Source organism: Streptomyces sp. NPDC056222, from assembly GCF_042264065.1.
Classification (GTDB): Bacteria; Actinomycetota; Actinomycetes; order Streptomycetales; family Streptomycetaceae; genus Streptomyces.
The window spans coordinates 18665-45048 of sequence record NZ_JBHJTL010000038.1 but is presented as its reverse complement, the minus strand read 5'-3'; the positions used below and the strand labels follow the sequence as shown (position 1 = coordinate 45048).

At 69.4% G+C, this 26384-nt stretch carries 24 protein-coding genes; 18 read left to right on the top strand and 6 right to left on the bottom strand.

What is annotated here, in order from left to right; all coding sequences use genetic code 11:
* The first annotated feature begins 20 nt into the window (after positions 1-20).
* A complete protein-coding gene (locus ACFC0D_RS19550) occupies positions 21-1076 on the top strand; it encodes a tartrate dehydrogenase (protein WP_376437231.1) in 1056 nt (351 codons plus the stop codon).
* 79 nt (positions 1077-1155) lie between these two features.
* Here ACFC0D_RS19550 and surE read toward each other — a convergent pair whose 3' ends face one another.
* Entirely contained in the window at positions 1156-1968 is an 813-nt protein-coding gene (gene surE, locus ACFC0D_RS19545; RefSeq protein ID WP_376437228.1) for a 5'/3'-nucleotidase SurE, read from the bottom strand.
* 200 nt (positions 1969-2168) lie between these two features.
* Here surE and ACFC0D_RS19540 point away from each other — a divergent pair, with 200 nt between their 5' ends.
* Entirely contained in the window at positions 2169-3176 is a 1008-nt protein-coding gene (locus ACFC0D_RS19540) for a LacI family DNA-binding transcriptional regulator (RefSeq protein ID WP_376437225.1), read from the top strand.
* Positions 3177-3181: 5 nt separating this feature from the next.
* Here ACFC0D_RS19540 and ACFC0D_RS19535 read toward each other — a convergent pair whose 3' ends face one another.
* The gene (locus tag ACFC0D_RS19535) at positions 3182-3388 is read right to left on the bottom strand and encodes a phosphatase PAP2 family protein (protein WP_376437280.1); all 207 of its coding nucleotides are present in this window, start codon (positions 3386-3388) and stop codon (positions 3182-3184) included.
* Positions 3385-4314: an alpha/beta hydrolase fold domain-containing protein gene (locus ACFC0D_RS19530; protein WP_376437221.1), complete on the bottom strand. Its 930-nt coding sequence runs from the start codon at positions 4312-4314 to the stop codon at positions 3385-3387. The genes ACFC0D_RS19535 and ACFC0D_RS19530 overlap by 4 nt, the downstream gene beginning before the upstream one ends.
* Positions 4315-4589: 275 nt before the next feature.
* Here ACFC0D_RS19530 and ACFC0D_RS19525 point away from each other — a divergent pair, with 275 nt between their 5' ends.
* From ACFC0D_RS19525 to ACFC0D_RS19485, 9 genes are all read left to right on the top strand, one after another.
* Positions 4590-6212, top strand: coding sequence for an AMP-binding protein (locus ACFC0D_RS19525; RefSeq protein ID WP_376437218.1), 1623 nt, complete (start codon positions 4590-4592; stop codon positions 6210-6212).
* Positions 6213-6234: 22 nt separating this feature from the next.
* Positions 6235-6732: an acyl-CoA thioesterase gene (locus ACFC0D_RS19520; protein WP_376437215.1), complete on the top strand. Its 498-nt coding sequence runs from the start codon at positions 6235-6237 to the stop codon at positions 6730-6732.
* 103 nt (positions 6733-6835) lie between these two features.
* Positions 6836-9238 carry a bifunctional salicylyl-CoA 5-hydroxylase/oxidoreductase gene (locus ACFC0D_RS19515; RefSeq protein ID WP_376437212.1) on the top strand — a complete coding sequence of 801 codons (2403 nt, stop codon included), beginning with the start codon at positions 6836-6838 and terminating at the stop codon, positions 9236-9238.
* Between the two features lie 12 nt (positions 9239-9250).
* Complete coding sequence (locus ACFC0D_RS19510) at positions 9251-10285, top strand: carbon-nitrogen hydrolase family protein (RefSeq protein WP_376437210.1); 1035 nt, start codon at positions 9251-9253, stop codon at positions 10283-10285.
* Positions 10282-11394, top strand: coding sequence for a cupin domain-containing protein (locus ACFC0D_RS19505; RefSeq protein ID WP_376437207.1), 1113 nt, complete (start codon positions 10282-10284; stop codon positions 11392-11394). The genes ACFC0D_RS19510 and ACFC0D_RS19505 overlap by 4 nt, the downstream gene beginning before the upstream one ends.
* Positions 11395-11584: 190 nt before the next feature.
* Entirely contained in the window at positions 11585-12490 is a 906-nt protein-coding gene (locus ACFC0D_RS19500) for a fumarylacetoacetate hydrolase family protein (RefSeq protein WP_376437204.1), read from the top strand.
* A gap of 72 nt (positions 12491-12562) precedes the next feature.
* A complete protein-coding gene (locus ACFC0D_RS19495; protein WP_376437277.1) occupies positions 12563-13270 on the top strand; it encodes an Asp/Glu racemase in 708 nt (235 codons plus the stop codon).
* Positions 13271-13382: 112 nt separating this feature from the next.
* Positions 13383-14222 (top strand): PaaX family transcriptional regulator C-terminal domain-containing protein, encoded by an 840-nt coding sequence (locus ACFC0D_RS19490; protein ID WP_376437201.1) that lies wholly within the window; start codon positions 13383-13385, stop codon positions 14220-14222.
* Between the two features lie 148 nt (positions 14223-14370).
* Positions 14371-15207, top strand: coding sequence for a class I SAM-dependent methyltransferase (locus tag ACFC0D_RS19485; RefSeq protein ID WP_376437198.1), 837 nt, complete (start codon positions 14371-14373; stop codon positions 15205-15207).
* A 140-nt stretch (positions 15208-15347) separates the two neighbouring features.
* On the opposite strand, the gene ACFC0D_RS19480 is transcribed toward ACFC0D_RS19485, so the two are convergent.
* Both ACFC0D_RS19480 and ACFC0D_RS19475 read right to left on the bottom strand, forming a co-directional pair.
* Positions 15348-16928 carry a carboxylesterase/lipase family protein gene (locus tag ACFC0D_RS19480; RefSeq protein ID WP_376437195.1) on the bottom strand — a complete coding sequence of 527 codons (1581 nt, stop codon included), beginning with the start codon at positions 16926-16928 and terminating at the stop codon, positions 15348-15350.
* 12 nt (positions 16929-16940) lie between these two features.
* A complete protein-coding gene (locus ACFC0D_RS19475) occupies positions 16941-18287 on the bottom strand; it encodes a M20/M25/M40 family metallo-hydrolase (protein WP_376437193.1) in 1347 nt (448 codons plus the stop codon).
* Positions 18288-18563: 276 nt separating this feature from the next.
* Between ACFC0D_RS19475 and ACFC0D_RS19470 the strand changes: the two genes are divergently transcribed.
* Entirely contained in the window at positions 18564-19343 is a 780-nt protein-coding gene (locus ACFC0D_RS19470; RefSeq protein WP_376437190.1) for a class I SAM-dependent methyltransferase, read from the top strand.
* An 83-nt stretch (positions 19344-19426) separates the two neighbouring features.
* Here ACFC0D_RS19470 and ACFC0D_RS19465 read toward each other — a convergent pair whose 3' ends face one another.
* Complete coding sequence (locus tag ACFC0D_RS19465; RefSeq protein ID WP_376437188.1) at positions 19427-21052, bottom strand: carboxylesterase/lipase family protein; 1626 nt, start codon at positions 21050-21052, stop codon at positions 19427-19429.
* A gap of 409 nt (positions 21053-21461) precedes the next feature.
* Between ACFC0D_RS19465 and ACFC0D_RS19460 the strand changes: the two genes are divergently transcribed.
* From ACFC0D_RS19460 to ACFC0D_RS19435, 6 genes are read left to right on the top strand one after another with little or no spacing between them, the layout of a single operon-like run.
* Positions 21462-22520 (top strand): ABC transporter substrate-binding protein, encoded by a 1059-nt coding sequence (locus ACFC0D_RS19460; protein ID WP_376437185.1) that lies wholly within the window; start codon positions 21462-21464, stop codon positions 22518-22520.
* 1 nt (position 22521) lies between these two features.
* Positions 22522-23400 (top strand): branched-chain amino acid ABC transporter permease, encoded by an 879-nt coding sequence (locus ACFC0D_RS19455; RefSeq protein WP_376437183.1) that lies wholly within the window; start codon positions 22522-22524, stop codon positions 23398-23400.
* Positions 23397-24401: a branched-chain amino acid ABC transporter permease gene (locus tag ACFC0D_RS19450; protein ID WP_376437180.1), complete on the top strand. Its 1005-nt coding sequence runs from the start codon at positions 23397-23399 to the stop codon at positions 24399-24401. Before ACFC0D_RS19455 ends, ACFC0D_RS19450 begins: the two co-directional genes overlap by 4 nt.
* A complete protein-coding gene (locus ACFC0D_RS19445) occupies positions 24398-25159 on the top strand; it encodes an ABC transporter ATP-binding protein (RefSeq protein ID WP_376437177.1) in 762 nt (253 codons plus the stop codon). The genes ACFC0D_RS19450 and ACFC0D_RS19445 overlap by 4 nt, the downstream gene beginning before the upstream one ends.
* Positions 25156-25863: an ABC transporter ATP-binding protein gene (locus ACFC0D_RS19440; RefSeq protein WP_376437174.1), complete on the top strand. Its 708-nt coding sequence runs from the start codon at positions 25156-25158 to the stop codon at positions 25861-25863. The genes ACFC0D_RS19445 and ACFC0D_RS19440 overlap by 4 nt, the downstream gene beginning before the upstream one ends.
* Before the next feature lie 42 nt (positions 25864-25905).
* The gene (locus ACFC0D_RS19435) at positions 25906-26322 is read left to right on the top strand and encodes a VOC family protein (RefSeq protein ID WP_376437171.1); all 417 of its coding nucleotides are present in this window, start codon (positions 25906-25908) and stop codon (positions 26320-26322) included.
* Positions 26323-26384 lie beyond the last annotated feature (62 nt).

The following is a 26384-nucleotide window of genomic DNA, read 5'->3' as shown; positions in this document are numbered from 1 at the left end:
CGGTTGCTGGAATTCGAGCCATGACGAACCACAGCATCGCCCTCATACCCGGTGACGGCATCGGCACCGAAGTCCTCCCGGCGGCACGCGAGGTCCTCGACACCGTCGGGAAGCGCCACGGCATCACGTTCACCTACGAGCAATTCGACTGGTCCTGCGAGCGCTACCTCAGCCACGGATCGATGATGCCCGAGGACGGCCTGGAACAGCTCCGCCGTCATGACGCGATCCTTCTCGGCGCCGTCGGCTACCCGGGCGTGCCGGACCACGTCTCCCTGTGGGGGCTGCTCATCCCGATCCGCCGGGCCTTCAGCCAGTACGTCAACCTCCGCCCCATCCGCGTCTTCGACGGTCTTCCCAGCCCCGTACGCGCGGCGATGCCCGGAGAGGTGGACTTCGTGGTCGTCCGGGAGAACACCGAAGGCGAGTACAGCGAGATCGGCGGCCGGATGAACCGCGGGTGTCCCGATGAAATGGCCGTGCAGCAAGCCGTGTTCACGCGGGCGGGAGTGACCAGGGTCCTCGACTTCGCCTTCCGCCTCGCCGAACGGCGCGGTGGCCCCGTCACGTCGGCGACGAAGTCCAACGGCATCGTGCACACCATGCCGTTCTGGGACGAGCTGGTGGCCGAGCGTGCCGCCGAATACCCCACGGTCGAGTGGAACCAGGAGCACATCGACGCACTGGCCGCCAAGTTCGTCCTCGACCCCGCACGCTTCGACGTCGTCGTCGCGTCCAACCTCTTCGGGGACATCCTCAGCGACCTGGCGGCGGCGGTGGCCGGAGGCATCGGCATCGCACCGTCCGCCAACCTCAACCCGGAGGGCGAGTACCCCTCCATGTTCGAGCCGGTCCACGGATCGGCACCCGACATCGCCGGGCAGGGCATCGCCAATCCGATCGGCGCGATCTGGTCCGCCGCCATGATGCTCGACCACCTCGGCCACCCCGAGGCCGCGGCCGACATCACCGGCGCCATCGCCGGCGTCCTGGCCACCACCCAGGTGCGCACGCGCGACCTCGGCGGCCGCGCCTCCACCGCCGAATTCACCTCCGCCGTCCTTCGGCAGCTCTGACGGGGCGTCGGGGCCAGGAACCGTAAAACCGCGATGAGGGCGGAGCGCACGTGCGCTCCGCCCTCATCGATGATTCATGTCAGGGGCGCAGTCCGGTGAGCAGGGCGCTCGTCGAGGCGAAGTGGGCCGGCCCGGTGTTCCAGTTGGCGGACATGGGGCTGATCGCGATCTTGTCGGCGATCACGGCCTCCACGTCGCTGCCCTTGGCGGGAGGCAGCGGCGCGAACTTCACCGCCACCTTCCAGGTGCCATCGCCGGAATCGGTGAAGTCGGGCGTCAGCGGCTGCTGGGGGTCCTGGAAGGTCATGGCGACGCCGGCGGCCTCTCCTGTGCCGTCCGCCCCCACGACCGGGTGGTTGATGTTCAGTCCGACGCCCTCGGGCAGGAGGGGGCCGGAGTCCGCCCGGTCCCGCAGCCGGTTGATGAGCTTGACCGCGAAGTCGACGGTGGGGCGCATGGCGTTGACGGTGGCGACCGGGTCGGGGGCGGCGAAGCCGCCGGTGCTGAGTGCGATGGCCGGCACGCCGTACTCGAGGGCGGCGACGGCCCCGCCGACCGTACCGGAGTGGTTGGCGAGCCCCGCGAGGTTCGGACCGAAGTTGGTGCCGGACACCACCAGGTCGGGAGCCCGGCCCTCGAAGACCTCGGAGAGACCGAAGGCCACCGAGTCGCCAGGGGTGCCGTCGACGGCCCACACCTTGGGCTCGGGGTGCTTGACCGTCACGGTCGGGCCGCTGAGCATCTTCGTCCCGGTGCCGCTCTGGTTGGTCAGCGGCGCGACGATGGTGACGTCGTGCCCGGCGGCGGTCAGGAGCTGGAAGGCCGTACGGATGCCTGGGGCGTTGTAGCCGTCGTCGTTGGTGAGCAGGATCCGCAGCGGGCCGGTGGGCATCGTAGAAGCGGTGCGGAACCTGGGCAAGCAGGCCGCCGTGCAGTGGAACCAGACCGTCGTGTACCGGGACCGGGCATTCGTGCCGTGACTGGTTGCTCTGATCCATCGGGGTCCTTTCAGGCGTCAATGCGTGCGATAACGCGTGTAACCTTTGAAGGGGAGCGGTCGGCCGACCGGAAAGGCGAGCGAAGAAGGACGTCATGGCGAGAGAAACGCCCGGTGCTGTCTCGGTCACGAGCGCGGACGTGGCCAGCCTGGCGGGGGTGTCCCGTGCCACCGTGTCCTTCGTGCTGAACGACACCCAGGGCCACCGGGTCAGCGACGGAACACGAGCCCGGGTGTTGGCCGCGGCCAAGAACCTCGGATACGTGCCGCACGCAGCTGCCCGCTCCCTGCGTGCCGGGCGTAGCAACTTGGTGCTGCTGCCGGCTTCGGTCTCCGCGATCGGCAGTTTGGTCAGCAGTTGGGTGGACGACCTGCAAAGCGAACTCGACCGCCACGGCTACACGACCGTGCTTCACACGGGCCGATTCCCCGACGCGGCGACCGCCGCGCGCTCGTGGGCGGAACTGAGGCCCGCGGCGGTGTTCGCCATGAACGGTGACCGGATCACCGGCGAGGCCGGCGACATCCTGCGCCGCGCCGGTGTGCGCGGGCTGCTCGCCGTCGCCGCCGGTCCCGTGGAAGGAATCCACACCATCGTGTTCGACCACGGGCGTATCGGTGAGGCCGCCGCAGAGCATCTCATCGCCCGTGGACGCAGCAGGATCGGTGTGGTCATGCCGCAGGAGCGTGGCCTGGACGCCTTCGGCCAACCGCGGCTTGCCGGCGCCCAAGTGGCCGCCGCCCGGCACATGGCCACCATCACGCCGGTGGAACTCGCCTATACGCGCGAGTCCGCCACGGCCCTTGCCGCGCGCTGGGCGGACCTGGGTCTGGACGCAGTCTTCGCCTTCAACGACGAATACGCCGCACTCCTCATGCACGCACTGCGGAGTGCGGGCATCGCCGTCCCGGACGAGGTCGCCGTCGTGGGCTGTGACGACCTCGTACCCTCCGCCCTGCAGCAGCCGCCGCTCACCACGGTCCGCCTGCACCTTCCTGCCGCGGCGACCATTGCCGACACCCTCCACGCGCTGATCGAGAAGGGTGCGGAACCGCGAGTGGCGGGCGTTGAGGTCGAGTTGGTGCACCGGCTGAGCTCCTGAACTTCTCACTCCCGGGAGGCGGCGCCCTCCCGGGCCAGCCCCCGCCTGAAGAGCCACCAGAACAACAAAGCGGCCCCGGCGCCGACCGAGGCGCCCGCCACGGTGTCGCTGAGCCAGTGGGCGTACAGCCAGGTACGGCTCCACATCATGGCCAGGGTGAACAGCGCGCCCCAGATCCACCATGCGCGCCGCCGCGCCCGGAGTGCCGTCAGGCGCCGAGGTGGCGGGCGAGGAAGGCGACGCTCTGGGTGACGATCGGAGTGACGTCGGGGGCGCCGAGGAAGATGTGGTCGGCACCGTCCACGGGCTGGAGGGTGACGTCGCCGCCGGCACTCCTCAGCGCCTCGGCGAGCACCTCGCTCTGGCTGTAGGGCACGAGCTTGTCCGCAGTGCCGTGAATCAGCAGGAACGGCGGGGGAGTCGCTCCGTCCGCGTAGGTGACGGGGCTGGCGGTCCGGGCCAGTTCAGGGTGCTCCTCGGGGGTGCCTCCCAGTAGCGCGGTGAACGGGTTGGGGAATTCGTCCCCTGGCGGCAGGGGATGGGAGAGCAGTGATGCGATCTCGGACACGCCGTACCAGTCCACCACGGCGAGTACCGCGGTGTTCCCGTCGCGCACACCCACGCTGCCCTCCAGGGCATCACCGGCCGGGCTGTCAGGGCGGGTGAGCCCGGCGAGCGCGGCCAGGTGGCCGCCCGCGGACTCGCCCCAGACCCCGATCCGGTCCGGGTCGATGCCCAAGGTGTCGGCGAACTGCCGGACGTAACGGATGGCGGCCTTCACGTCGTGCAGCTGTGCGGGGAAGGGGGCCTCGAGGCTGTGTCGGTAGTCGATCGAGACCAGGGCGAGCCCGGCCCGCAGCACCGCTCCGTGCAGCAGGTCGACGGGAATGGTGGGCGGAGGACAGCGCCGGTCACCGTCCAGCCAGGCGCCGCCGTGTATCCAGATGACGGCCGGGACCGGACCGTCGCTCGCGGGCACGTGGACGTCGAGCAGTCGGGGCCGGTAGCCAGGGGTGGTCGCGTAGGTGACCCCGTCGAAGTGACGTACACCGTTCTCGGCCACCACGGGCGCCGTAGGGGCCTGGTATCGGGGCGGAGGCCACCCCAGGTCGAGCCCGGCCGGAAGTGTCTGCGGCATCGAAGCCTTCTCCAATCGACAGTGATCCAGAAGCTCACGCTTCGTGATGTTTGTCCGAAATGCTTGAACTTCTTGAGGGGGATGCCTAGCGTGATGCCTGGCATGTTACACGTGTAACTGCATCCGGGTCAGGGGTGCGGGCACTCCCCGGTGTTCGCGAGTGACTGCGCAACGCGCTGTTAACAAAATCAAGTATTGCGCATCATTGACGGTCGCAAGTTTATCGAGATACTTGCTTCACTCTCCCCGCTGCCCCGAGATTGAGGTGCCGCCCCATGGAGCTCTCCCCGTCTGCTCATGTCGATACGTTCTGTCGTGATCGACTCCCGCCCTTCGACCTCTGGCCCGAACTGCACTTCGATCTACCGGAGTTGCGCTACCCGAACCGGCTCAACTGCGCCCAGCGGCTGCTGGACGACGCCGTGGCGCGCTGGGGGGCCGACCGGCCCTGTCTGCTGACTCCCACGGAGCGGTGGACCTACGGCGACCTGCTGGAGCGTGCCAACCAGGTGGCCCAGGTGCTGACCGAGGACTTCGGCCTCGTTCCAGGCAACCGGGTGCTGTTGCGCGGCCCCAACAACCCCTGGCTCGTGGCCACATGGCTCGGGGTGCTGAAGGCCGGCGGCGTCGCCGTCACCACCATGCCGTTGCTGCGGGCCGGTGAGCTCGCGGAGTTGAACGGGATCAGCCGGCCGGCCGTCGCTGTGTGCGACCACCGCTACCTCGACGAACTCACCGCCGTCGGCGCCGCCGGCCCTGCCGTGCTGGCCTACGGCGGCGCCGGTGAGGAAGACCTGGTGGCGCGCTGCGGCGCGAAGGACGGGCGGTTCTCCAACGTCGCCACGGCGGCGGACGATGTCGCACTGATCGCCTTCACTTCGGGAACGACCGGACGGCCGAAGGCGACCCTGCACTTCCACCGGGACGTACTGGCCAACGCCGACACCTTCTCCCGTCATGTCCTGCGGCCTCGCGAGGACGACGTCTTCACTGGAACCCCGCCCCTGGCCTTCACGTTCGGGCTCGGTGGACTGGTGGTCTTCCCCCTGTCCGTGGGTGCGGCCACCCTGCTGATCGAGCAGGCCGCTCCGCAGCAGCTGGCCGACCTCGTGGAGGAACACGGAGTCACCGTGCTCTTCACGGCGCCCACCGCATACCGGGCGATCATGGCGGCAGGCGCGGTGCGTCAGCTGGCGGGCCTGCGCCGCTGCGTGTCCGCCGGAGAGGCGCTGCCGACGGCCGTGTGGGAGGAGTTCCACGCCGCCACCGGACTGAGCATCATCGACGGCATCGGCGCCACCGAGATGCTCCACGTGTTCATCTCGGCCTCCGACGACGAGATACGTCCCGGCTCGACAGGCAGGCCGGTCCCCGGATATCGCGCCCGCGTGGTCGACGAAGCGGGCGAGCCCGTTCCCGACGGGCAGCCCGGTCTCCTCGCTGTCACCGGCCCCACGGGCTGTCGGTACATGGAGGACCCGCGCCAGACCGTTTACGTCCGGAATGGTTGGAACATCACGGGCGACACCTACATCCGGGACGCCGACGGCTACTTCTGGTACGTGGCCCGGAGCGACGACATGATCGTCTCCTCCGGGTACAACATCGCCGGTCCCGAGGTCGAGAAGGCACTCGCCGCCCATCCCTACGTCGATGAATGCGGCGTCGTCGGAGCCCCGGACGACAAGCGCGGAATGCTCGTCAAGGCGTACGTGGTCCTGCGCCCCGATGTCGCGCCCGACGCGGCGACGGTCAAGGAACTCCAAGACCACGTGAAGCAGACCGTCGCGCCCTACAAGTACCCACGCGCCGTCGAGTTCGTCACCGACCTCCCGCGTACGAGCAACGGGAAGCTCCAGCGCGCCGAGCTGCGCAAGCGTGCGCAGCACACCCCTTAGCGGCCGAACGAAAGGCACGACCATGGACACCTCCAGCCCGCGGCAAGCGGCCCCCGCACCGACGGACAGCTGCGCCGCAGGATGTCCCGAAGCCCTCGCGCAGAACCTGCCCAGCGTCGTCATCGAGCGACGCGTCGAATGGCCCGACACGGACGCGGCCGGCCACTACCACCACTCCACCGTGGTGCGCTGGGTCGAGGCGGCAGAGGCGGTCCTGCTGCGGCGACTGGGACTGGCCCATCTCTTCGGCAGCACGCCCCGCGTCCACTTCGAGGCCGACTACCGGGCCCGGCTCTGGTTCGGCGAGACCATCCGTACCGAACTGACGATCACCAAGGTCGGAACCAGCTCTCTGCACTACGCCTTCACCGTCCGCGGTGAGGGGGAGGAGCCGGCCGCCACCGGGCGCATGGTCATCGCCCACTCGGCCTCACGCGCCACCGGATCCACGGCCTGGCCCGATGACGTTCGGGAGGTCCTCACGAAGGCCGGTCCGCAAGCCCCCGAGCTCTTCGCGTGACCCGGGGCGACGAGTCGAACGCACTGCGCAGAATGTGTTGGATTCTTGACGATCGCCAAATCTCCAGCATATTCTGCTGTCTGGAACCACTAGGAGGAACACCGTGCGTGTAGCAGTCATCGGAGGAGGGCCCGGCGGGTTGTACTTCGCGGCGCTGGCCCAGCAGCTCTCACCGGAGTGGGAGATCACGGTCTGGGAGCGCAACGCCCGCGACGACGCGTTCGGCTTCGGCGTCGTCTTCTCCGACGAGACGCTGGACGGAATCGCGCAGGCTGATCCCGCCGTGTTCGCCGCGATGTCCGCGGAGTTCGCCCGGTGGAGCGACATCGACGTCCGCTTCGGCGGCGAGGTCCACATCTCCGGTGGCCACGGTTTCGCCGCCCTGGACCGCAACCGACTGCGCGAGATCCTGCAGCAGCGCTGCGCCGAGCTCGGGGTGGAGGTGCGCTACGGCACCGAGGCGCCGCCCGTCGAGGAGCTCTCCGCCGGCTACGACCTGGTGGTCGCCGCGGACGGAATCCGCTCCACGGCCCGCGAGACGTACGCCGACAGCTTCCGCCCGGATCTGGACGAGCGCCACTGCCGCTACATGTGGCTGTCCACCGACCGCGTCTTCGAGTCATTCACCTTCATCGTCGAGAAGGGGGACTTCGGCAGCATCCAGGTCCATGCCTATCCCTACGACGACAAGCGAAGCACGTTCATCGTGGAGATGGCGGAGGACGACTGGCGGCGGGCGGGCTTCGAGGCGTTCGCCGACCGGGAGTTCGCACGCGGCGAGAGTGACGAGGCGAGCGTACGACTGTGCGAGGAGATCCTGGCCGACCACCTCGGCGGCCACCGCTTGATACCCAACGCCTCGAAGTGGATACGCTTCACGACCGTCCGCAACGCCTCCTGGAGCCACGGCAACGTCGTCCTGCTCGGCGACGCGGCCCACACGGCCCACTTCTCCATCGGCTCCGGCACCAAGCTCGCCATGGAGGACGCCCTCGCCCTGGCCGCCTGCGTGCACGAACACCCGGACGTGGCCTCGGCGCTCGCCGCTTACGAGGCCGAGCGCCGGCCGGTGGTCGAATCCACCCAGCGAGCCGCACAGGCCAGCCTCGAGTGGTTCGAGAACATCGGCCGCTACACGGCTCAGGAGCCCCCGCAGTTCGCCTTCAACCTCCTCACCCGCAGCCGCCGCGTCACCTACGACAACCTGCGCGTACGGGACGAGCAGTTCACCACCGCGGTCGACTCCTGGCACGCCGACGGGAGCGCCCTGACGGTCACCCGGCCCGGCACCGCCGCCACCGTGCCACCCATGTTCCGCCCCTTCCGGCTCGGCGGACTGCTCCTGCGCAACCGGGTCGTCGTACCGCCCACCGCGCTCTACACCGCACGCGAGGGAGTCCCCGGCGACTTCGACCTCGTCCACCTGAGCACCCAGGCGCTGGGCGGCTCCGGGCTGGTCTTCGCAGGAATGACCGCGGTCAGCGCGGACGGCCGGGCCTCCGCGGGCTGCCCCGGCCTGTACACGGACGAGCAAGAGGCCGCCTGGCGGCGCATCACCGAATTCGTGCACGGTCAGTCGGACGCCTGCCTGGGCATCCAGCTCACCCATGCCGGCCGCCGTGCCGCGACGAGCGTGCCCCGCCCCGACGGCAGGTCCGTGCCGCTCGGAGCCGAAGGGTGGCCGCTCGTCGCCGCCTCCCCGCTGGCCTGGACCGAGGGCGCCGTCGTCCCACGGGAGGCCACCCGGCAGGACATGGACGACATCGCACGCGACTTCGTCGCCGCGGCCGAACGCGCCCACCGCGCCGGCTTCGACGTGCTGGAACTCCAGTACGGACACGGCCACTTGATGTCCGGGTTCCTCTCGCCGCTCACCAACGTGCGGACGGACGAATACGGCGGGAGTCTCGCCGGCCGGCTGCGCTTCCCCCTGGAAGTGCTGCACGCGGTGCGCGCCGTCTGGCCCGAGGGCAAGGCCCTCGTGGTCCGCATATCCGCCGCGGACTGGGCCGACGGGGGCACCAGCGAGGCCGATGCCGTGGAGATCGCCCGCGCGCTGGGCGAGGTGGGCGCCGACGCGATCGACGTCTCCACCGGCGAGGTCGTCGCCCATGAGCGACCCCGGTTCGGCCGCAGCTACCAGACCCCGTACGCCGACCTGATCCGCAATGCCACGGACATCCCCACCATCGCCGTCGGCGCGATCTCCACCTACGACGACGTGAACTCGATCATCCTGGCCGGCCGGGCCGACCTGTGCGCCGTCGGACGCGCCCAGCTCCACGACCCCCTGTGGACACTGCACGCCGCCGCCGCCCAGGGCTACCACGGCCCGGCGGCACCATGGCCCGCCTCCTGGCGGGCGGGCAGCGGACGCCCCCCGGGTGCGCGAACCGACCGCGTTCCGCCCCGCCTTCAGCTGCTCCGCGTGGCCCCCGCCCCGGTGCACCAGCGCTGGGTTCCGCACCTCCCCGCCGCTGCGACCGCTGCCGCATCCGCCTGCTGACCAGGAGAACCGATGGACAATCTGCCACGCTTCACCGCCGCAGCCGTACAGGCGGCTCCCGTGTACCTGGACGCCGCGGCGACCGTCGACAAGGCGATCGCCCTCATCGCCGAGGCGGCGACCGCCGGCGCCGAACTGGTCGTCTTCCCCGAGGTGTTCGTCCCCGGCTATCCGTACTGGAACTGGACGATGAACCCGGTCCAGGGCTCTCCCTGGTTCGAGCGCCTCTACCGCTCGGCCATCGATGTTCCCGGTCCGTACGTCGATCAACTGCGCGCTGCCGCACGCCAGTACGGGATCGTCCTCGTCATGGGCGTCAACGAACGCGGCCCGCACAGCCTCGGCGTCCTCTACAACACCCTGCTCACCATCGGCCCGGACGGCGAACTCCTCGGAGTCCACCGCAAGCTGGTGCCCACCTGGGCCGAGAAGCTCACCTGGACCGGCGGGGACGGCAGCTCACTCAGGGTGCACCAGACGCCCGTCGGCCCGCTCGGCGCCCTCGCCTGTGGCGAGAACACCAACACCCTCGCCCGCTTCACGCTTCTCGCGCAGGGTGAACTGGTCCACGCCTCCTGCTACATCGCCCTGCCGGTGGCACCCGCCGACTACGACATGGCCGAAGCCATCGCCGTCCGTACCGCCGCCCACAGCTTCGAGGGCAAGGTCTTCTCCGTCGTCGCCTGTTCGACGATCTCCCCGGAGATCGTCGACGCCATCGCCGGCGACGACGAGGAGTTGCGCAAGCAGTTCACCCGCCCGCGGAGCGCCCTGTCCGGGATCTTCGGCCCCGACGGCCGCCCGGTCACCGAACCGCTCGTCGACGACGAGGGAATCGTCTACGCCGAGATCGACCTGGCGCGGTGCATCCAGCCCAAGCAGATGCACGACATCGTCGGCCACTACAACCGGTTCGACGTCTTCCAGCTCCACGTCGACAACCGCCCCCGCACCCCGGTGACCTTCGCCACGGATCCGGCGCACACCGCGGCACCCCATTCCACAGACACCACCGGCATCACCGGCATCACGAAGGAGGACGCATGACCACCGAGTACGACGACAGCCAGCTGGGCCGAGCACGGGTATCCGACTCCCCTGAACTCGCCGCGTTCTACGGCGAACTCGCCCAGCTCGAGGCCGGCGCGCTCTGGACCGTGGCCAACGACATCGAGCCCTGGTACCCGCAGCCCAAGTCCGTTCCCGTGCTGTGGCGCTACAGCGAGCTGCGGCCGCTGGTCCGCAAGGCCCTCGACCTGGTCAAGGCCGACGACGCCGGCCGCCGCGTCGTGATGCTCGTCAACCCGGGCCGCAAGGACGTCAGCGCCGCCGTCGGTCTCCTCTACACCGGGCTCCAGATCATGGGCCCGGGGGAGGCCATGACCGCCCACCGCCACCAGGCCGCCGCCCTGCGCTTCGTCCACGAGGGCACCGGTGCCTGGACGATCGTCGACGGCCAGAAGCTGAAGGTCGGACCCGGCGACTTCGCGATCACCCCGAACGGCACCTGGCACGAACACGGCAACGAGGCCGACGACGCCCCCGTCATCTGGCAGGACGGCCTCGACATCCCGCTGGTCAACGCCCTGGACGCCGGCTTCTACGAGGTCCACCCCGAGCTCTACCAGACCCCCGGAAAGGTCATCAACTCCTCGGTACTGACCTACGGTGCGAACCTCCTGCCCTACGGCGTGGAGAAGTGGACCAGGCCCTACTCGCCGTTGCTCGCCTTCCCCTGGGAGCCCACCTACGAGGCCCTGCGCAACCTGGCCAAGGCCACCGAGGGATCCCCGTACGACGGGGTGATCGCGGAGTACACCAACCCGGTCACCGGCGGTTCCGTCATGCCCACCATGGGCGCCCACATGCAGCTCCTGCGCCCCGGCCAGGCCACGCAGGCGCACCGCCACACCGGGTCGGTCATCTACACCGCCGCCAAGGGGCACGGTGTCTCGGTGATCGCCGGACAGCGCTTCGAGTGGAAGAAGGGCGACATGTTCTGCGTCCCCTCCTGGGCCTGGCACGAGCACCACAACCTCGACCAGTCCGAGGACGCCTGCCTCTTCTCCTTCAACGACTTCCCCGTCATGCGCTCGCTCGGCTTCCACCGCGAAGAGGCGTACACGGACAACGGCGGGCACCAGCCCACCGCCTGAACCGCTCCGCCGTACCGGACGCCGCCGGCCCTGACACCGGCGCCGGTACGGCGGGGCACCTAGCCGGGTGCGGTTTGCAGCCCCCGTACCGCCCCGGAGAGCGGCGGCGGTGGAGCGACCTGAGTTCCGCCGCCGCCCTCTACCCCCTCTGCGTCAACCCCCTTGTCCCATCACACGCAAGGAGCACCCCATGCGACTGGTCACCTACACCTTCAATGACTCTCCCGAGCGCCTGGGAGCCCAGGTCGACGACCTCGTCGTGGACCTCGCCACTCTGGCCACCCTGGCCGACGTGCGACTGCCTCTGGATCTGCTGTCGTTCATCCAGGCGGGCGCGACCGCTCAGGACACCGCGCGTGGCCTGCTGGCCGGCGGTCCCGCGGCCTGGCCGGCCGAAGCCGTGCACCGGCTCGACGACGTGTCGCTGCGGGCTCCGCTGCGTCCCGGCAAGATCATCGGTGTCGGACTGAACTACGTCGAGCACGTCGAGGAGTCCAGCCGAAGCCTGGACACCGACAAGGACCTGCCGCCGCGCCCCGTCCTCTTCAGCAAGCCCGCCACCGCGGTCACCGGTCCCGGGCAGCCGATCCTGCACAACGGAGACCTCACCCAGCAGCTCGACTGGGAGTGCGAACTGGCCGTCGTCATCGGCCGTACCGCCTTCCGCGTCAGCGAGGAGGACGCCTACGACCACATCTTCGGCTACAGCATCGTCAACGACATCAGCGCCCGCGACCAGCGCCGCTCCGGCCAGTGGTTCTTCTCCAAGGGCCAGGACTCCTACGCCCCCTTCGGCCCCGCCGTCGTCACGGCCGATGAGATCCCGGACCCCATGGCCCTGGACCTCTCCCTGCGCGTCAACGGCGTCACCAAGCAGAAGTCCAACACCCGCCACATGCTCTTCCCCATCGCCCGCCTCATCGCCGACATCTCCTCCGGCGTCACCCTCGAACCCGGTGACGTCATCGCCACGGGATCGCCCGCCGGTGTCGGAGCGGGCATGGTCCCGCCGGAGTTCCTGCACCCCGGCGACACCGTCGAGGCCACGGTCGAAGGCATCGGCACCCTGACCAACCCCGTCGTCGACGCCCGCTGAGGAGCGACCGTGCCCGACCGTAACCCCCGCACCTACCGCATCGGCCAGATCGTGCCGAGCTCCAACGTCACCATGGAAACCGAGGTCCCCGCGATCCTGCGCGCCCGGGAAACCATCGCGCCGGAACGCTTCACCTTCCACTCCAGCCGGATGCGGATGACCCACGTCACCCCGGAACAGCTCAAGGCCATGGACGCCGACTCGGACCGCTGTGCCGTCGAGCTCTCCGACGCACACGTCGACGTACTGGGCTATGCCTGCCTGGTCGCCATCATGAGCATGGGACTCGGCTACCACCGCACCTCCGAGGAACGCCTGCACGTCCGCACCGTGGAGAACGACGCCCCCGCCCCCGTCGTCACCAGCGCCGGCGCCCTCGTACACGGTCTCAACACCCTGGGAGCGAAGAAGATCGCCCTGATCGCCCCGTACATGCGCCCGCTGACGAAGACCGTCGTCGACTACCTCACCCACGAGGGCATCGAAGTGCTCGACTACGCAGCCCTGGAGATCCCCAATAACCTCGACGTCGCCGCGCACGACCCCGCACGTCTTCCCGGGCTTGCCAAGGCCCTGGACCACAGCGACGCCGACGCCGTCGTGCTCTCCGCCTGCGTCCAGATGCCCTCACTGGGCGCCATCGAGGAAGCCGAACAGCTCCTCGGCAAGCCCGTCGTCTCGGCGGCCGTGTGCACGGCCCACCAGATGCTGCGCGCGCTGAACCTTCCGGCGGTGGCTCCGGGAGCGGGTCACCTCCTGTCCGGCGCCTACGCGGAATGAAGATGGCGCGCCGCCCCGTCGTCGCACACCCGGCCGGCAGTGAACCGGACCTGGACGGTGCTCCGTCCGTCCGGCTCGGTAGGATCGCGACCGCTCACGACGGAAGGCGATCATGGCGGACAGTCCCCTCAGGCCCAGCTCGTTGATCAACACGGTCTACGGGGCGTTCCTGCGCCGTCTCGGCGGCTGGATCTCCGTCGCCGACCTGATCACCCTGATGTCGGAGCTGGACATCGACGGTCCGGCGGCGCGCTCGGCGATCTCCCGGCTCAAGAAGAAGGGCGTACTGGAACCGGAGCGCCGCGGCGCCACCGGCTACCGGCTGAGCCCCGCCGCGCACCCCGTCTTCGACGAGGGTGACCGGCGCATCTTCGGCAGCCTGGAACCGGCGAAGCTGAGCGACGGCTGGGCCATGGCCGTCTTCTCCGTACCCGAGTCCGAGCGGTCCTACCGCTACCAGCTGCGCACCCGTCTCACCTGGCTCGGCTTCGGGAACATCGCCCCGGGCGTCTGGCTGGCGCCCGGCCGGCTCCTCGACGGCGCCCGCGAGATGCTCATCCGGCGCGGTCTCAGCGACTATGTCCACCTGTTCGCCGCGGACTACGCCGCCTTCAGTGACTTGCCCGAGACGGTGAGCTCGTGGTGGGACTTCCCGGCGATCCAGGCGCAGTACGCCACGTTCACCGATGTGTACGGTCCCGTCGCCGCGGGACTCGCGCAGCAGCGCGGCATCGAGGGCGGCGAGGCATTCCGTCACTACGTCCCGATGCTCACCCAATGGCGCCGCCTGCCTTACCTCGACCCCGGCCTGCCCAGCGAGCTGCTCCCCGCCGACTGGAACGCGGTCGCCGCGCGCCGGATCTTCCAGCAGCTGCATGACGTACTCGCCCCACCGAGCCTGCTGCACGTCCAGCAGGTCACCGGCCTGGCAGAGGCCCCGCCCGAGTCCTAGCGGCTCAGGCTGAGCGAGGTGTGCATTCGTTGCCGAATCACAACTCGAAGGCGCTTCCGAAATTTTTGTTTTTGTGGTATTCTGTCCAAATATGTAGGTAATCTCTGCTGTCATGGTGAACAACGGACAGCCAAGCCGGACAGCTCTCATGGCGGCCGCAGCGCGTGCGGCGCATCTGCTCGTTGACGAAGCCCCTTCGATCTTCGCCGACACGATGGCGCATACCTTCCTGGGGGAGCGCGCAGATGAACTTCTCAGCTACCACCGGTCCTACGGAGACCATCCCGTTCTGTCCGGCGCGCGGACGACGGCCGTCACCCGCAGCCGCTACACCGAGGACCGGTTGTCCGAGCTGGCCGCTCGCGGTATCGACCAGTACGTGATCCTCGGCGCGGGGCTGGACTCCTTTGCCTACCGGTCCGCACTGGCCGACCGAGTCAGGGTGTTCGAGGTCGACCAGCCCGCGACCCAGGACTGGAAGCGGGCGCGGCTGGCTGCGACGGGGACGAAGGTGCCGGCATCCGTCGTCTTCGTCCCTGCCGACTTCGAGCAGGAGTCCACCCTGTCGCTCGCCGACCATCTCGTCCGGGCCGGCTTCGACCGGAGCCGACCCGCGCTGGTGAGCTGGCTCGGGGTCACGATGTACCTCACCCGGGAGGCGATCGGCCAGACCCTGGCCGCGGTCAGCGGCTTGGCACCCGGCACCGAGCTCGTCGTGGAACACCTTCTCCCGGCCGAACTGCGCGACGAGGCGGGCCAGTCGTATGCGGAGCTGGTCATGGCCGCGGCGGCAGAGCAAGGCGAGCCCTGGCGGACCTTCCTCAGCTGCGAGCAGATGGATGGCCTCCTGTTCGAGCACCGGCTCCAGCCGGTCGAACGTGTTCGGCAGCGCGAGACGATCGACCCTGCGGGCTGGGAACGTACAGACTCGCTCCGCCCGTTCGATCTGTCCGTGCTCGCCCGTGCGAGAGTCCCTGTCCGTTAGTGCTGTGACCGCGTGGGTCACCGGGTTGGGTCCGTGCGCTTGGAGGTGTCGCCGCGGCATGGACATGCAGGCAGGCGCCGGCAGAACAGGGCCACCGTGTTCTGCCGACGTGGTCCGGTCCGGGAATCGCTTCCCGCTCGTCAGAGACCGGACTCCTTGTGCCAGATTCGGCGGGATGCCGAGAGCTGGTCCTCGACGACAGACGGTTCGACGTCCCAGAGGCGAGTCGTCGGCTGCTGCGTCGTGAAGGGGGCCCAGCCGGGATCGCCCGAGGCGGCGAAGGAGATCCAGGAGGCACGGAGCTGTTCCGACAGCTGCGTGAAGTCCTGGGACGGGGCCTTGCCGCCGAACAGGAAGCCCGACAGAGGCCCTCGTGTGTGGCCGAACGTCGCGGGGATGTCCACGGTGTGACAGGCGCCGAGGGCCCCGCCGAAGGCCGGACTGCTCCACGTGAAGTCATACAGCCACGCTCGTCCGCCCGCTGCGGCGTGTGCCTCGGCCAGCCACGTCGAGGGCATCCGGAACAACGCGTCCGAGAACATGGTGACGTACAGCTGAGAGTCGGTCAGGTCCGGGTGAGCGGCCCGGTAGTCGGAGGCGGCCTGACGGCCGAGCTTCAACCCCTCGGTGACGTCATGGAGGTCGAGGTCGCGAATCTTCGCCGAGCGCTGCGCCGGAATTCGCGATGCCCGCTCACGAAATCCCGCGCGTGCCGCCGCGAACATCATGGGCATGGCCTGGACCATTGCGCCCAGTTTCATCTTGACGAGGCCGCGTTGCATGGCGAACAGAGTGAACTCGTCATGCGTGTATCCGGAGATGAGGTCGACGTCCCGTGCGCAGCCCGAACGGATGGCCAGCCACGGCTTGTCGACCACGGTGATGCCGTCGATGACGGGCGAGAACGCGGTGATCGCCTCGGGAGTCGTCCAGTTCGCCGGCTCCGCTCGCATGGCGGGCAGGGCCACGTCCTGTACCGCCAGCAACGCCTCGGGTGACACGGAAGCCAGACCGTCGAGGCCCACGCCGACCGCTTCCCCCATCATCACGGCGGTCCGCCGGGCTTCCTCCTCGGGCAGGAAGCGCCCGGCCATGCTCTGGACGATGGCGCGGCGGAACAGACCGCGCGCGGCGGGCGCGGACAGGAGGGCGGCGACGGACGCACCTCCGCCGGACTCGCCGAAGATCGTCACGTTGTCCGGGTCGCCACCGAAGGCCGCTATGTTCTCGCGTACCCACGTGAGTGCCGCGGCCTGGTCGAGGAAGCCCCGGTTGGCGGGCGCCCCCGGTACGAATCCGAATCCTTCGAAGCCGACGCGGTAGTTGAACGTCACCATGACGACGCCGCCCTGGGCGAGTACCTCGCCGTCGTAGCTGGGATCCGCGGAGTAGCCGGTCTTCCACCCGCCGCCGTAGATCCACACCATGACCGGCAGCCGGTCACCCGTACCCCCCGGGGTCCATACGTTCACGCTGAGGCAGTCCAGGCCGTCTTCAGGTCGCCAGGCGGGAGGCATTCCGGGAACCAGCGGCAACTGTGGGGGTGCGGCGCTGAAAGACGTCGCCGGGCGGACACCGTCCCATGCCGGGACCGGGGCCGGCGCCTGGAACCTCAGAGGGCCGGCCGGTGGGAGGGCGTACGGGATGCCCTTGAAGACCGACAGCCCGTTCTCCGTTGTGCCTTCGACCTTGCCGGTCAGGGTTTCGATGACAACACCCATGGGGTGGCTCCTTCATGTGGAGAGTCTGAGGACCGCGTCGAGCAGGCATTTCCCGCCGAACATCAGGTCGGTGATCCGGGCATGCTCGTCGGGCGCGTGGATGAGCCGCATGATGTTCGCGTCGCTCGCGGAGGGGAAGAATCCGACGACCTTCGTGTCGGGGAAGGCGCGGGCGTCCGTGGCCGCCGGATTGATGTACGGCAGGATCCGCGCACCCGGTTCGTGGGCCGCGACCGTATCGCCCAGAACCCGCAGGATCTCCGGGTCGTCGTGGACGGCGTGGCTCGCTCTGCCGTGCATCAGTGAGACTTCGACACGGTCTCCGGCGGCTCGTTGAACCTCCTCGACCCACCGATCGGGCAGCTCACCGGGCAGGAGGCGGCCGTCCAGCACCACGCTCGCCTCGACGGGCACCACGTTCTGCCGGTGCCCTGCGGACAGCTTGGTGGGCGTGGCGGTGTTGTGCAGCCCGGCGACGACGAACTCCCGCAGGACAGGATCGATGGGCAGGCTGTTCGCACGGGCCCAGGTCGGGTCCTTCAGCAGCCGCTCGATCGCCTCCGCGCCCGCGCCCGGGTGCAGGTCAGCCAAGGTGCTCAGCATGCGGCGCGAGGCTGGATGCAGCACCGACTTCGGAGCGAACGCGCGCAAGCGGAGCAGGGCCCCGGCAAGCGCGAAGACCGCAGACTCCGTCCGCGGGACGGAGGCATGGCCGCCCGGCCCGCGAGCGGTGACCCGCATCCGGGCGCTGCCTTTCTCGGCCACCTGCACGGTGTACACAGGGCCGCCGGGAGTCATGAAACGCTGGCCGCCGCCTTCGTTGAACGCCAACTCCGCCTCGACGAGACCGCGGTGGTTCTCCCAGAGCCAGTACGCCCCCAGTCGGCTGCCGGCTTCCTCGTCGGCGGTGACCACCATCACCACATCACGGGTCAGCCGGATCCGGTGCGCGGCCAGAAGCTGCATCACCAGCAGGCTCGCGGCGACCTGGCTCTTCATGTCGAGCGCCCCGCGGCCCCACACGCGGCCATCGGCCACCTCGCCCGAGAACGGCGGACGACTCCACCCGTCGGGCCCCGCGCCGACCACGTCGGCGTGGCTCAGCAGCATGAGCGGCGGCTTCTGTCCCGACCCGGGCAGCCGGGCGACGAGGTTGGCTCGTCCGGGCTCGGACTCCAGGATGGTGTGCGTGATATCGAAGTGCGTCAACTCGCGGGAGAGGTAGCGCGCGACAGCGATCTCGTTGCCCGGTGGGTTCGAGGTGTCCAGGCGGATCAGCGCCGAAAGGTGGCTGACGAGGTGGTGTTCCTGGTCGGCCCAGGAGAAGGGCAGCGGCATCGGCTCGGGTGAGGGGGACATCTACGCTCCGGAGTTCTTGGAACGGCGCAGGCAACCGTGTTACACGTGTAACCATTCCTGGTTCTGTCTACCATCTGCCTGTGTTCTGCGCCAGTCCCTGCTTCTCGTTGCGCGGTGAATCGTGACGATCGCCCACTTCTCGTAGGGCGCGTCTTGCCAACCGGGCCCCTGTGGCGGGCCCCGGCCGCGAGCCGGTGTGCGCGCACGATCGCGGGGGTTCCCCAGGCCGGCAATTCTCTGTTGCTGGACCCGGGCGGGTGTCCCTAGCCTCCGGGCATGACAGCTGCCGGGTATGACGAGTTGGTCGCCGCCGCGATGGCGGCTCCGATCGAGGGTTGGGACTTCAGCTGGTTGTCGGGACGGGTGGAGGGCTCGGAGCCGTCGTGGTCCTATCCGGAAATCGCCCGGGAGCACGTCGCCACTGCTGATCGCTTGCTGGACGTCGACACGGGTGGTGGCGAGCTACTGGCCTCCCTTCAGCCCTTGCCCCGGCACACGTGGGCGACCGAGGGTTGGCCGCCCAATGTCGCCGTTGCGCGTCGTCGCCTGGAACCGCTTGGGGTCACGGTCGTGCCGGCCCCCGTCCGGGAGCGGCTGCCGCTCCCGGACGGGTCGATCGACGTGATGCTGAATCGCCACGGAAGTCTGGACGCGCACGAAGTCCGGCGCACCCTGCGCCCCGGTGGCATCCTGCTGACACAGCAGGTGGGCAGCGAGGACTGCGCCGATCTCAACGAAGCTCTCGGTGCTCCGCCCCTGCGAAAGTCAGGCAGCTGGACTCTCCGGACGGCAAGTGAAGCCCTGTCCGCTGCAGGCATGAGGCTGACCCGGACGGAGGAGGAGACCCCGGTGCTCACCTTTTACGACATCGGCGCCGTGGTCTACCACCTGCGCCTTGTCGCTTGGCAGATCCCCGACTTCAGCCCCGAGCGCTATGAATCCGCCCTGCGCCGCCTCCATCGCCGGATGTGCTCTGAAGGACGTCTGGACGTGCACGCGCACCGATTCCTGATCGTCGCGGAGCGATCGGACGAGCCTGTGCCTGCGCGCCCTTGAACCGGGCGATGGTTCGACACATTGAGGATGTGCACGCATCGGGGTCCTCCGGTGTGGCCGAGTGACTTGGCGCCGCATGTTCATCACCGACGGTGGTGCAGGCGCCGCCAGTAGCCCGCGAGGTCGCCGACCGCGGTGGTGACCGAGTCGAGGGCCATCGTGGTGCGGGATTCCCGGTCGTAGCGATCCCACTGGGGCATGGGGCCGTGGTTGGGGTCGCCGGTGCGGATGAAGGAGATCCAGGACGTGTGCATGGTCTCGGCGAGACCGTCACGGACCCTGGGGGTCAGCCCCGCCAGGAAGGGTGCCTGCGACCACTTGTCGAAGTTGTTGAATGCGAACGGCAGCTCCAGGCAGTGCGCCGCCGCGAGCTGACCACCGTGCGCGGGAGTCGGGAGGTTGAACTGGTACGCCCAGACCGGCCGCCCGCGGGCCGCCCGCTGTTCGGCCAGCGCCAGGGCGGGCATTCGGAACAAGTCGTCGGTGATCAGATCCATGAGCACGTCCACCGGGCGGGCACCTGGCCGGGCCTCTTCGTACGCGGTGTACGCCTGCTCCGCCCGGCTCCCGAAGGTGTCCCGCGCTCTGACGATCACCTGCTCCCTGGTCGCGGCGGCGTACGGCTCGCTCAGCGCGAAGGCGAAGTTGGCCTCCTCCCTGGTCCAGCCGATCAGGACGTCGATGTCCGCCCCGGCGCCGCTGAGCAGCAGATCGGTGGGGTCGCGGTCGAGGGTGACCCCGTCGAGCACCGGCAGGAACGGCGTCGACCAGTAACCCCACCGCCCGGTGCGCCCGAACATCTCGAAGGCCGCGGCGATCAGGCGGGGCCAGGGCACGGCGCGTAGTTCCGCCACATTCTTCGCGCCGACGATGTCCAGGTAGGCGGCGGTGCGCTGGAGGGACTCGGCGCGGGTGGGGATCTTCAGCCCGAGCGGAGGGCTCTGCAGGATGGCACGCCGGAACAGCGGGCGGCCCTTGGGCCGAGCCCCGGCCAGCGCCGCGACCGACAGCGCGCCACCGGACTGTCCGGCGAGGGTGATGTTGTCCGGGTCGCCGCCGAACGCGGCGATGTTGTCCCGTACCCAGTGCAGCGCGGCGAGCTGGTCGGTGAGCCAGAAGTTCCCCCCGGCTCCGTCCTCCCCGAAGTAGAGGTAGCCAAGCGGCCCGAGGCGGTAGTTGACGGTCACGACGACGAGGTCGCCGTTGCGCGAGAAGGTCTCGCCGGAGTAGTTCGGCATCGAACCGGATCCGGAGATGAATCCGCCGCCGTGAATCCACACCATCACCGGCCGCTTGGCGTCATCGGCTCCTGGGGTCCAGACGTTGAGCGTGAGGCAGTCCTCGTCGAAGGGTGGAGAGCCGTGGGTGCCGAGCACCTGGTCGCCCCCTTCTCGGTAGGGCTGCGGTGCACTCGGGCCGAAGGCGGTCGCGTCGCGCGTCCCCTGCCATCCGGGATGGGGCTGAGCCGGCCGCCACCGGAGGGCGCCGACCGGCGGCGCCGCGTAAGGCACACCCTTGAACACGGCGAGACCTCCTTCGGTGCCTCCGCGAAGTCGGCCCGCGGGCAGCTCCACGACGGGCGCGGACTCGCCCGTACGCGGGGCGGCCGCCTGCGCCGTGTGCCCGCCCGGCAGGCCGGAGAGCAGTGCGGCGCCGGCCAACACCCCGCTGTTCTTGAGGACTTTGCGCCGTGATGGATCGTCGGTCATGGTGCTCACTCCCTGACTGGTCAAGAGCCCGGTCGCTCAAGCGACATTGCGTAAATCTGACGATGGCCAGTGTTCCGCTATGCGCCTGGGTGGGGTCAAGGGGTTGCGACCCACTATCTCGCGATCTCTTGACGGTCGTCGCGATTGCGCGATAGATACGTGTCACCTTCGATGCTCCTCAACCGGCGGCCAGGTCACTCCTGAGAGCTGGACCTTCCTCGCCTGGGACCCCTCAAGGCAGCCCTATCAGCAACATCCGGCCCTCCAGGGCTGGTTGACAACGTTCGGAGTTTCCATGACAGGTCGGTTTCGTCCCGTTGGTCTGATCGCCGCGACGGCGGCCCTCTCGCTCGTTACCGCATGTGGGGGTTCCAGCCTCGGATCCGGCGGCGACAAGCAAGGCGGGCCCGTGAAGATCGGGCTCCTCGTCCCGCAGTCGGGGATCTACAAGGCGCTGGGCGACGACATGAAGCAGGGCTTCGAGCTCTACGTCGAACAGCACGGCGGCAGGCTGGGCGGGCGCGAGGTGGAGATCGTGGTCGCGGACGAGGGAGAAACGGCCGACTCGGGCAAGGCGGCGGCGGAGAAACTGGTCAAGCAGGACCGGGTGCTGGCGGTGAGCGGTGTGGTGAGCTCGGCCACCATCAACGGGGTCAAGGACCTGTTCGAGACCAGCAAGGTCCCGCTCGTCGGCTCGAACGCCTCACCCACGACGCTGACCGGGACCACGTACATCTGGCGCACGTCGTACGTCAACGACGAACCCGGCAAGGCACTGGGCAAGCACGTTGCGGAGAAGGCCGGCGGCCCGGTCTTCCTGATCGCCGCGGGCTACCAGGCGGGCAAGGACGAGGTGGAGGGCTTCAAGTCCACGTTCCTCCCGGCGGGCGGCAAGATCGCGGGGGAGGAGGTCTACACACCGTTCCCCGGTACCAAGAACTTCCAGCCGTATCTCGCGCAGATCGAGAGATCCGGTGCGAAGGCCGTCTTCTGCTTCTACGCCGGCGGTGCGGCCGTCGATTTCGTGAAGCAGTACCGGGACTTCGGCCTGGCCGGCAAGATCCCGCTCTACGCGCCCGGCTTCCTCACCGAGGGCGGCGTACTGAAGGGGCAGGGAGACGCGGCCACCGGGATTCTCACCGCGCTCAACTACAGCGCGGACCTGGACAACGCCGCCAACAAGCAGTTCGCGCCGGCCTACCAGTCCGCCTATGGCGTGGCTCCGACCACGTACGCGATGGCGTCATGGGACGCGGCGCAGGTGCTCGACAAGGCGATCAAGACGGCCGGTTCCACGGTGACCTCGGAAGCGGTCAACGCCGCCATCGCCAAGGTGGGGGACATCGACAGCCCCCGAGGAACCTGGCGGTTCAACAGCGGCGGTACGCCGATCCAGCCCTGGTACCTGCGTCAGGTCAAGCAGGGCGCCAACACCGTCAGCTCCGAGCTCGGCCGGCTGGGCGGCTGACATGGCCGGATGGTTGGACGGCAACTTCGTCAGCGTCATCGACGGGGTCGCCTTCGGTCTGCTGCTGTTCACGATCGCGGTCGGCCTTTCCCTGGTCTTCGGCATGATGGACGTCCTCAACCTGGCGCATGGCACCCTGTACCTCGGCGGGGCCTACATCGCCTACACCCTGTCCGACGGCAGCGTGGCGGGTCTGCTCCTCGCCCTGACGGCAGGCGCCCTGACGGGTGCCCTGGGGGGAGCGGCCCTGACGCTGCTCACCCAGCCTCTGGCCCGGCGTGGGCACCTGGACCAGGCGGTGCTCACGCTGGGCATCACGTTCATCGTCGCCGACCTCCTTGCCGCGGCCTTCGGCGGCGAGGTGCTGCCCACGGACCCGCCGGCGCCGCTGCGCGGGACGGTGGACCTCCTCGGCCACACCTATCCCGTGTACCGGCTGGTGTTCATCGCCGTCGCGGCAGGTCTGGCGATCCTCGTGTACCTCGTCTTCGAACGCAGCTCCCTCGGCGCACTGGTACGGGCCACCGTCGCGGACCGGGACATGGTCCGCGCACAGGGGGTAGACATCCGCAAGGTGCTCTACGGAGTCTTCGCGTTCGGCGCCGCCCTGGCGGCGGTCGGCGGAGTCCTCGGCGCACCGATCCTGGGCCCCGGGCCGGGCGTCGACGAATCCGTCCTCGTACTCTCGCTCGTCGTCGTGGTCGTCGGCGGTCTCGGCTCCGTCCGCGGTGCGCTCGTCGGGGCGCTGCTCATCGGCCAGGTGCAGACACTCGGTGTGGCCCTGCTCCCGGAGTACGCTCCCTTCCTCCTCTTCGGCACCATGCTGGTCGTCCTCGTGGTACGCCCCCACGGCCTGGTCTCGTCGGCGGTGCGCACATGAGCACTCCCCGAACCGTCCGCACGACCGGTACCTCCGGCGCTGTCGGTACCGTCGTACGGCGCCTGCCGGTGGTCGCCGTCCTCCTGGGGCTCACGCTGGCCCCCTTCCTCCTCGGCCCGTATGCCATCGGCACCCTGTCGCGGATCCTGGTGTTCGCCCTGCTCGCCATGAGCGTGAACCTCCTCACCGGCCTGACCGGACTGCCGACCCTCGGCCAGTCGGCCTACTTCGGCGTCGGCGCCTACACCGGGGCGATCGTCGCCACGAGACTCACCGACGTCGGGACACTCCAACTCCTCATCGCCGCGGGTGTCTCCGCGCTGGTGGCCGTGCCGACCGGGTGGCTCGCCGTCCGAGCCCGCGGTGTGGTGTTCCTGATGCTGACGCTTGCCATCGGCGAGATCGCCTACAGCGCCGCGGTCAACTGGAAGTCGCTGACCAACGGCACCGACGGACTGTCGGGCATCCCGCCCGTCGTCCCGCTGCCCGGCATGACAGCGCTGGAACTCGACGGGCTGGTCTACTTCTATGTGCTGGCCGTGTTCCTGCTGCTCTTCGCGGCCGTCACCCGCCTGGGCAGGACACCGTTCGCCCTCGCCCTGCGCGGAATCCGCGACAACGAGGCCCGCATGAAGGCGATCGGCTACCCCACCCAGCGGTACGCGCTAACCGTCTACTGCGGCGCCGCGGCGCTCGCCGGCGCCGCCGGGTCGCTGTGGGTCTCGGTGCAGCGCTTCGTCTCGCCTGGCGACGCGGGATTCGAGATCGCCGCCCTGGCCCTGCTGGCCGTCGTCATCGGCGGATCGGGCTCGATGCGGGGGACATGCGCCGCGGCCGCCCTCATCTGGCTCACCCGCGACTACCTCGGAAACCTCGAGGCCGTCGCCGGACGCGGACCGCTGCTGCTCGGGCTGCTCTTCGTCATCGCCGTCTACACACTGCCCCGCGGACTGGCCGGCATACGGCTTCCGCGCAGGCCGACCCGGAAGAGGACGGCGTGACCGATCGCGATCTACTGGAACTACGTCAGCTGTCAAAGCACTTCGGGTCGTTCAGGGCTGTTGACGAGGTCTGCCTCACCGTGCGGGCCGGCGCGCGACACGCTGTCATCGGACCGAACGGCGCGGGCAAGTCGACACTGTTCGGCCTCATCTCCGGCGCCCTGCCCGCCAGCGCCGGATCCATCCTCCTCGACGGACAGGACGTGACCCGGCTGCCCGTGCACCGCAGGGTCGGGCTCGGCGCCGCCGCGACCTTCCAGCACTCCAGTCTCTTCATGCGCGAGACCGTGCTGGAGAACGTCCTGCTCGCCGCGTTGCGCCGGACCGGGACGGGACTCGGCGGCTGGCGGAAGGTGAGTGGCAACGCGGCGGCGATCGCGCAGGCCCGCACGCTGCTCGAGCGCGTGGGCCTGCCCACCCGGCACGACCTCGCGGCGGCCGCGCTCTCGCACGGTGAACGGCGGCAGCTGGAAGTCGCCGTCGCGCTGGCCACCGAACCCCGGCTGCTGCTCCTGGACGAACCGGCCGCCGGCATGTCGCCGGCGGAGACGGAGCGGCTCACGGAGCTGATCGCCGCCCTGCCCCGGGAGGTGACGGTACTCCTCATCGAACACGACCTCGACATGGTCTTCGAACTGGCCGACAGCGTGAGCGTCATGCACCTCGGCAGACACCTCAAGACCGGCTCCCCGGACCAGGTGCGGGCCTCCGCCGAGGTCCAGAGCGCCTACCTGGGCACCGTGGAGGTCTCCTCGTGAAACCGTTCTTCAGCGTGCGCGACCTGCGCTCCGGCTACGCCGGGGGTGTCGTCCTCGATGGCGTCGATCTCGACCTCGAACCGGGCGGGATCCTCGCCGTACTCGGGCGCAACGGGGTCGGGAAGACCACCCTCATCTCGACCGTCATGGGATTCGTCCGGCCGTACGGAGGCAGCGTCACCGTCGACGGCCGGGAGATCGCCGGGGCACGCGTCGATGTGATCGCCCGGGCCGGCGTGGGTGTCGTTCCGCAGGGGCGCCGGGTGTTCGCGCCGCTGACCGTGGCGGAGCACCTCGCGATCGCCGCGCGGCGCCCCGCACGGGGGCCGTGGACCCGGGCGCGGATTCTCGACCTGCTGCCGAGACTGGGGGAGCGGCTCGGGCATCGCGGTGACCAACTCTCCGGAGGAGAGCAACAGATGCTCGCGATCGCCCGGGCCCTGCTGGGAAATCCGCGGCTGCTGCTCCTCGACGAGCCGTCCGACGGCCTCGCTCCCGCGATCGTCGCCCAGGTGGGCGAGGTGATCCGGGAGGTGAGTGCGGAGGGCATGACGGTTGTCCTCGTCGAGCAGAACCTGGGCCTCGCCCTCTCGGTCGCCCAGAACGTGGCCGTCATGCAGAAGGGGCGCATCGTCCACCGGGCGCCCTGTGCGCAATTCGCATCCCGTCCCGACGACCGGCGGCGCCTGCTGGGCGTCGAATGACCGGTCGACGCAACGCACCGCCCTCACCCGGAGGTTTCACCCATGGCTCCCTCTCCCGATCAGAACCCGCTCTTCTCCGCGCTCGGCCGCATGGTGGTGCTCGTCGCGGACACCGAAGCCGCCCTGGCCTTCTACCGGGACGTCCTGGGCTTCGAGGTCCTGCACGACCAGACGGCTGACGGCTACCGCTACCTGCACATCGGCCTGCCCGGCCGGGCCCCGGCGGGCCTCTGGCTGATGCCCGCGACGACGGACCAGGAGCGCGAGCTGATCGGTCGTCAGTGCGGCGGCCAACCCCTGCTCGTCCTGTATACGGCCGACGCGCAACAGACCGCCGATCACCTGCGCGCACACGGCGTGCGGGTGTGGGACGAGCGGGAGGGGGTCGACAGCCGTTCTCTGCACTTCGAGGACCTGTACGGGAACGTCATCGTGGCGGCGCAACTGCCCGTCCGGTAGCGGTCGCGGATCAGGTGGTAGGTGGCTGGCCCCATGAATCGAGCGTGGCCGCGGTTCGTAGC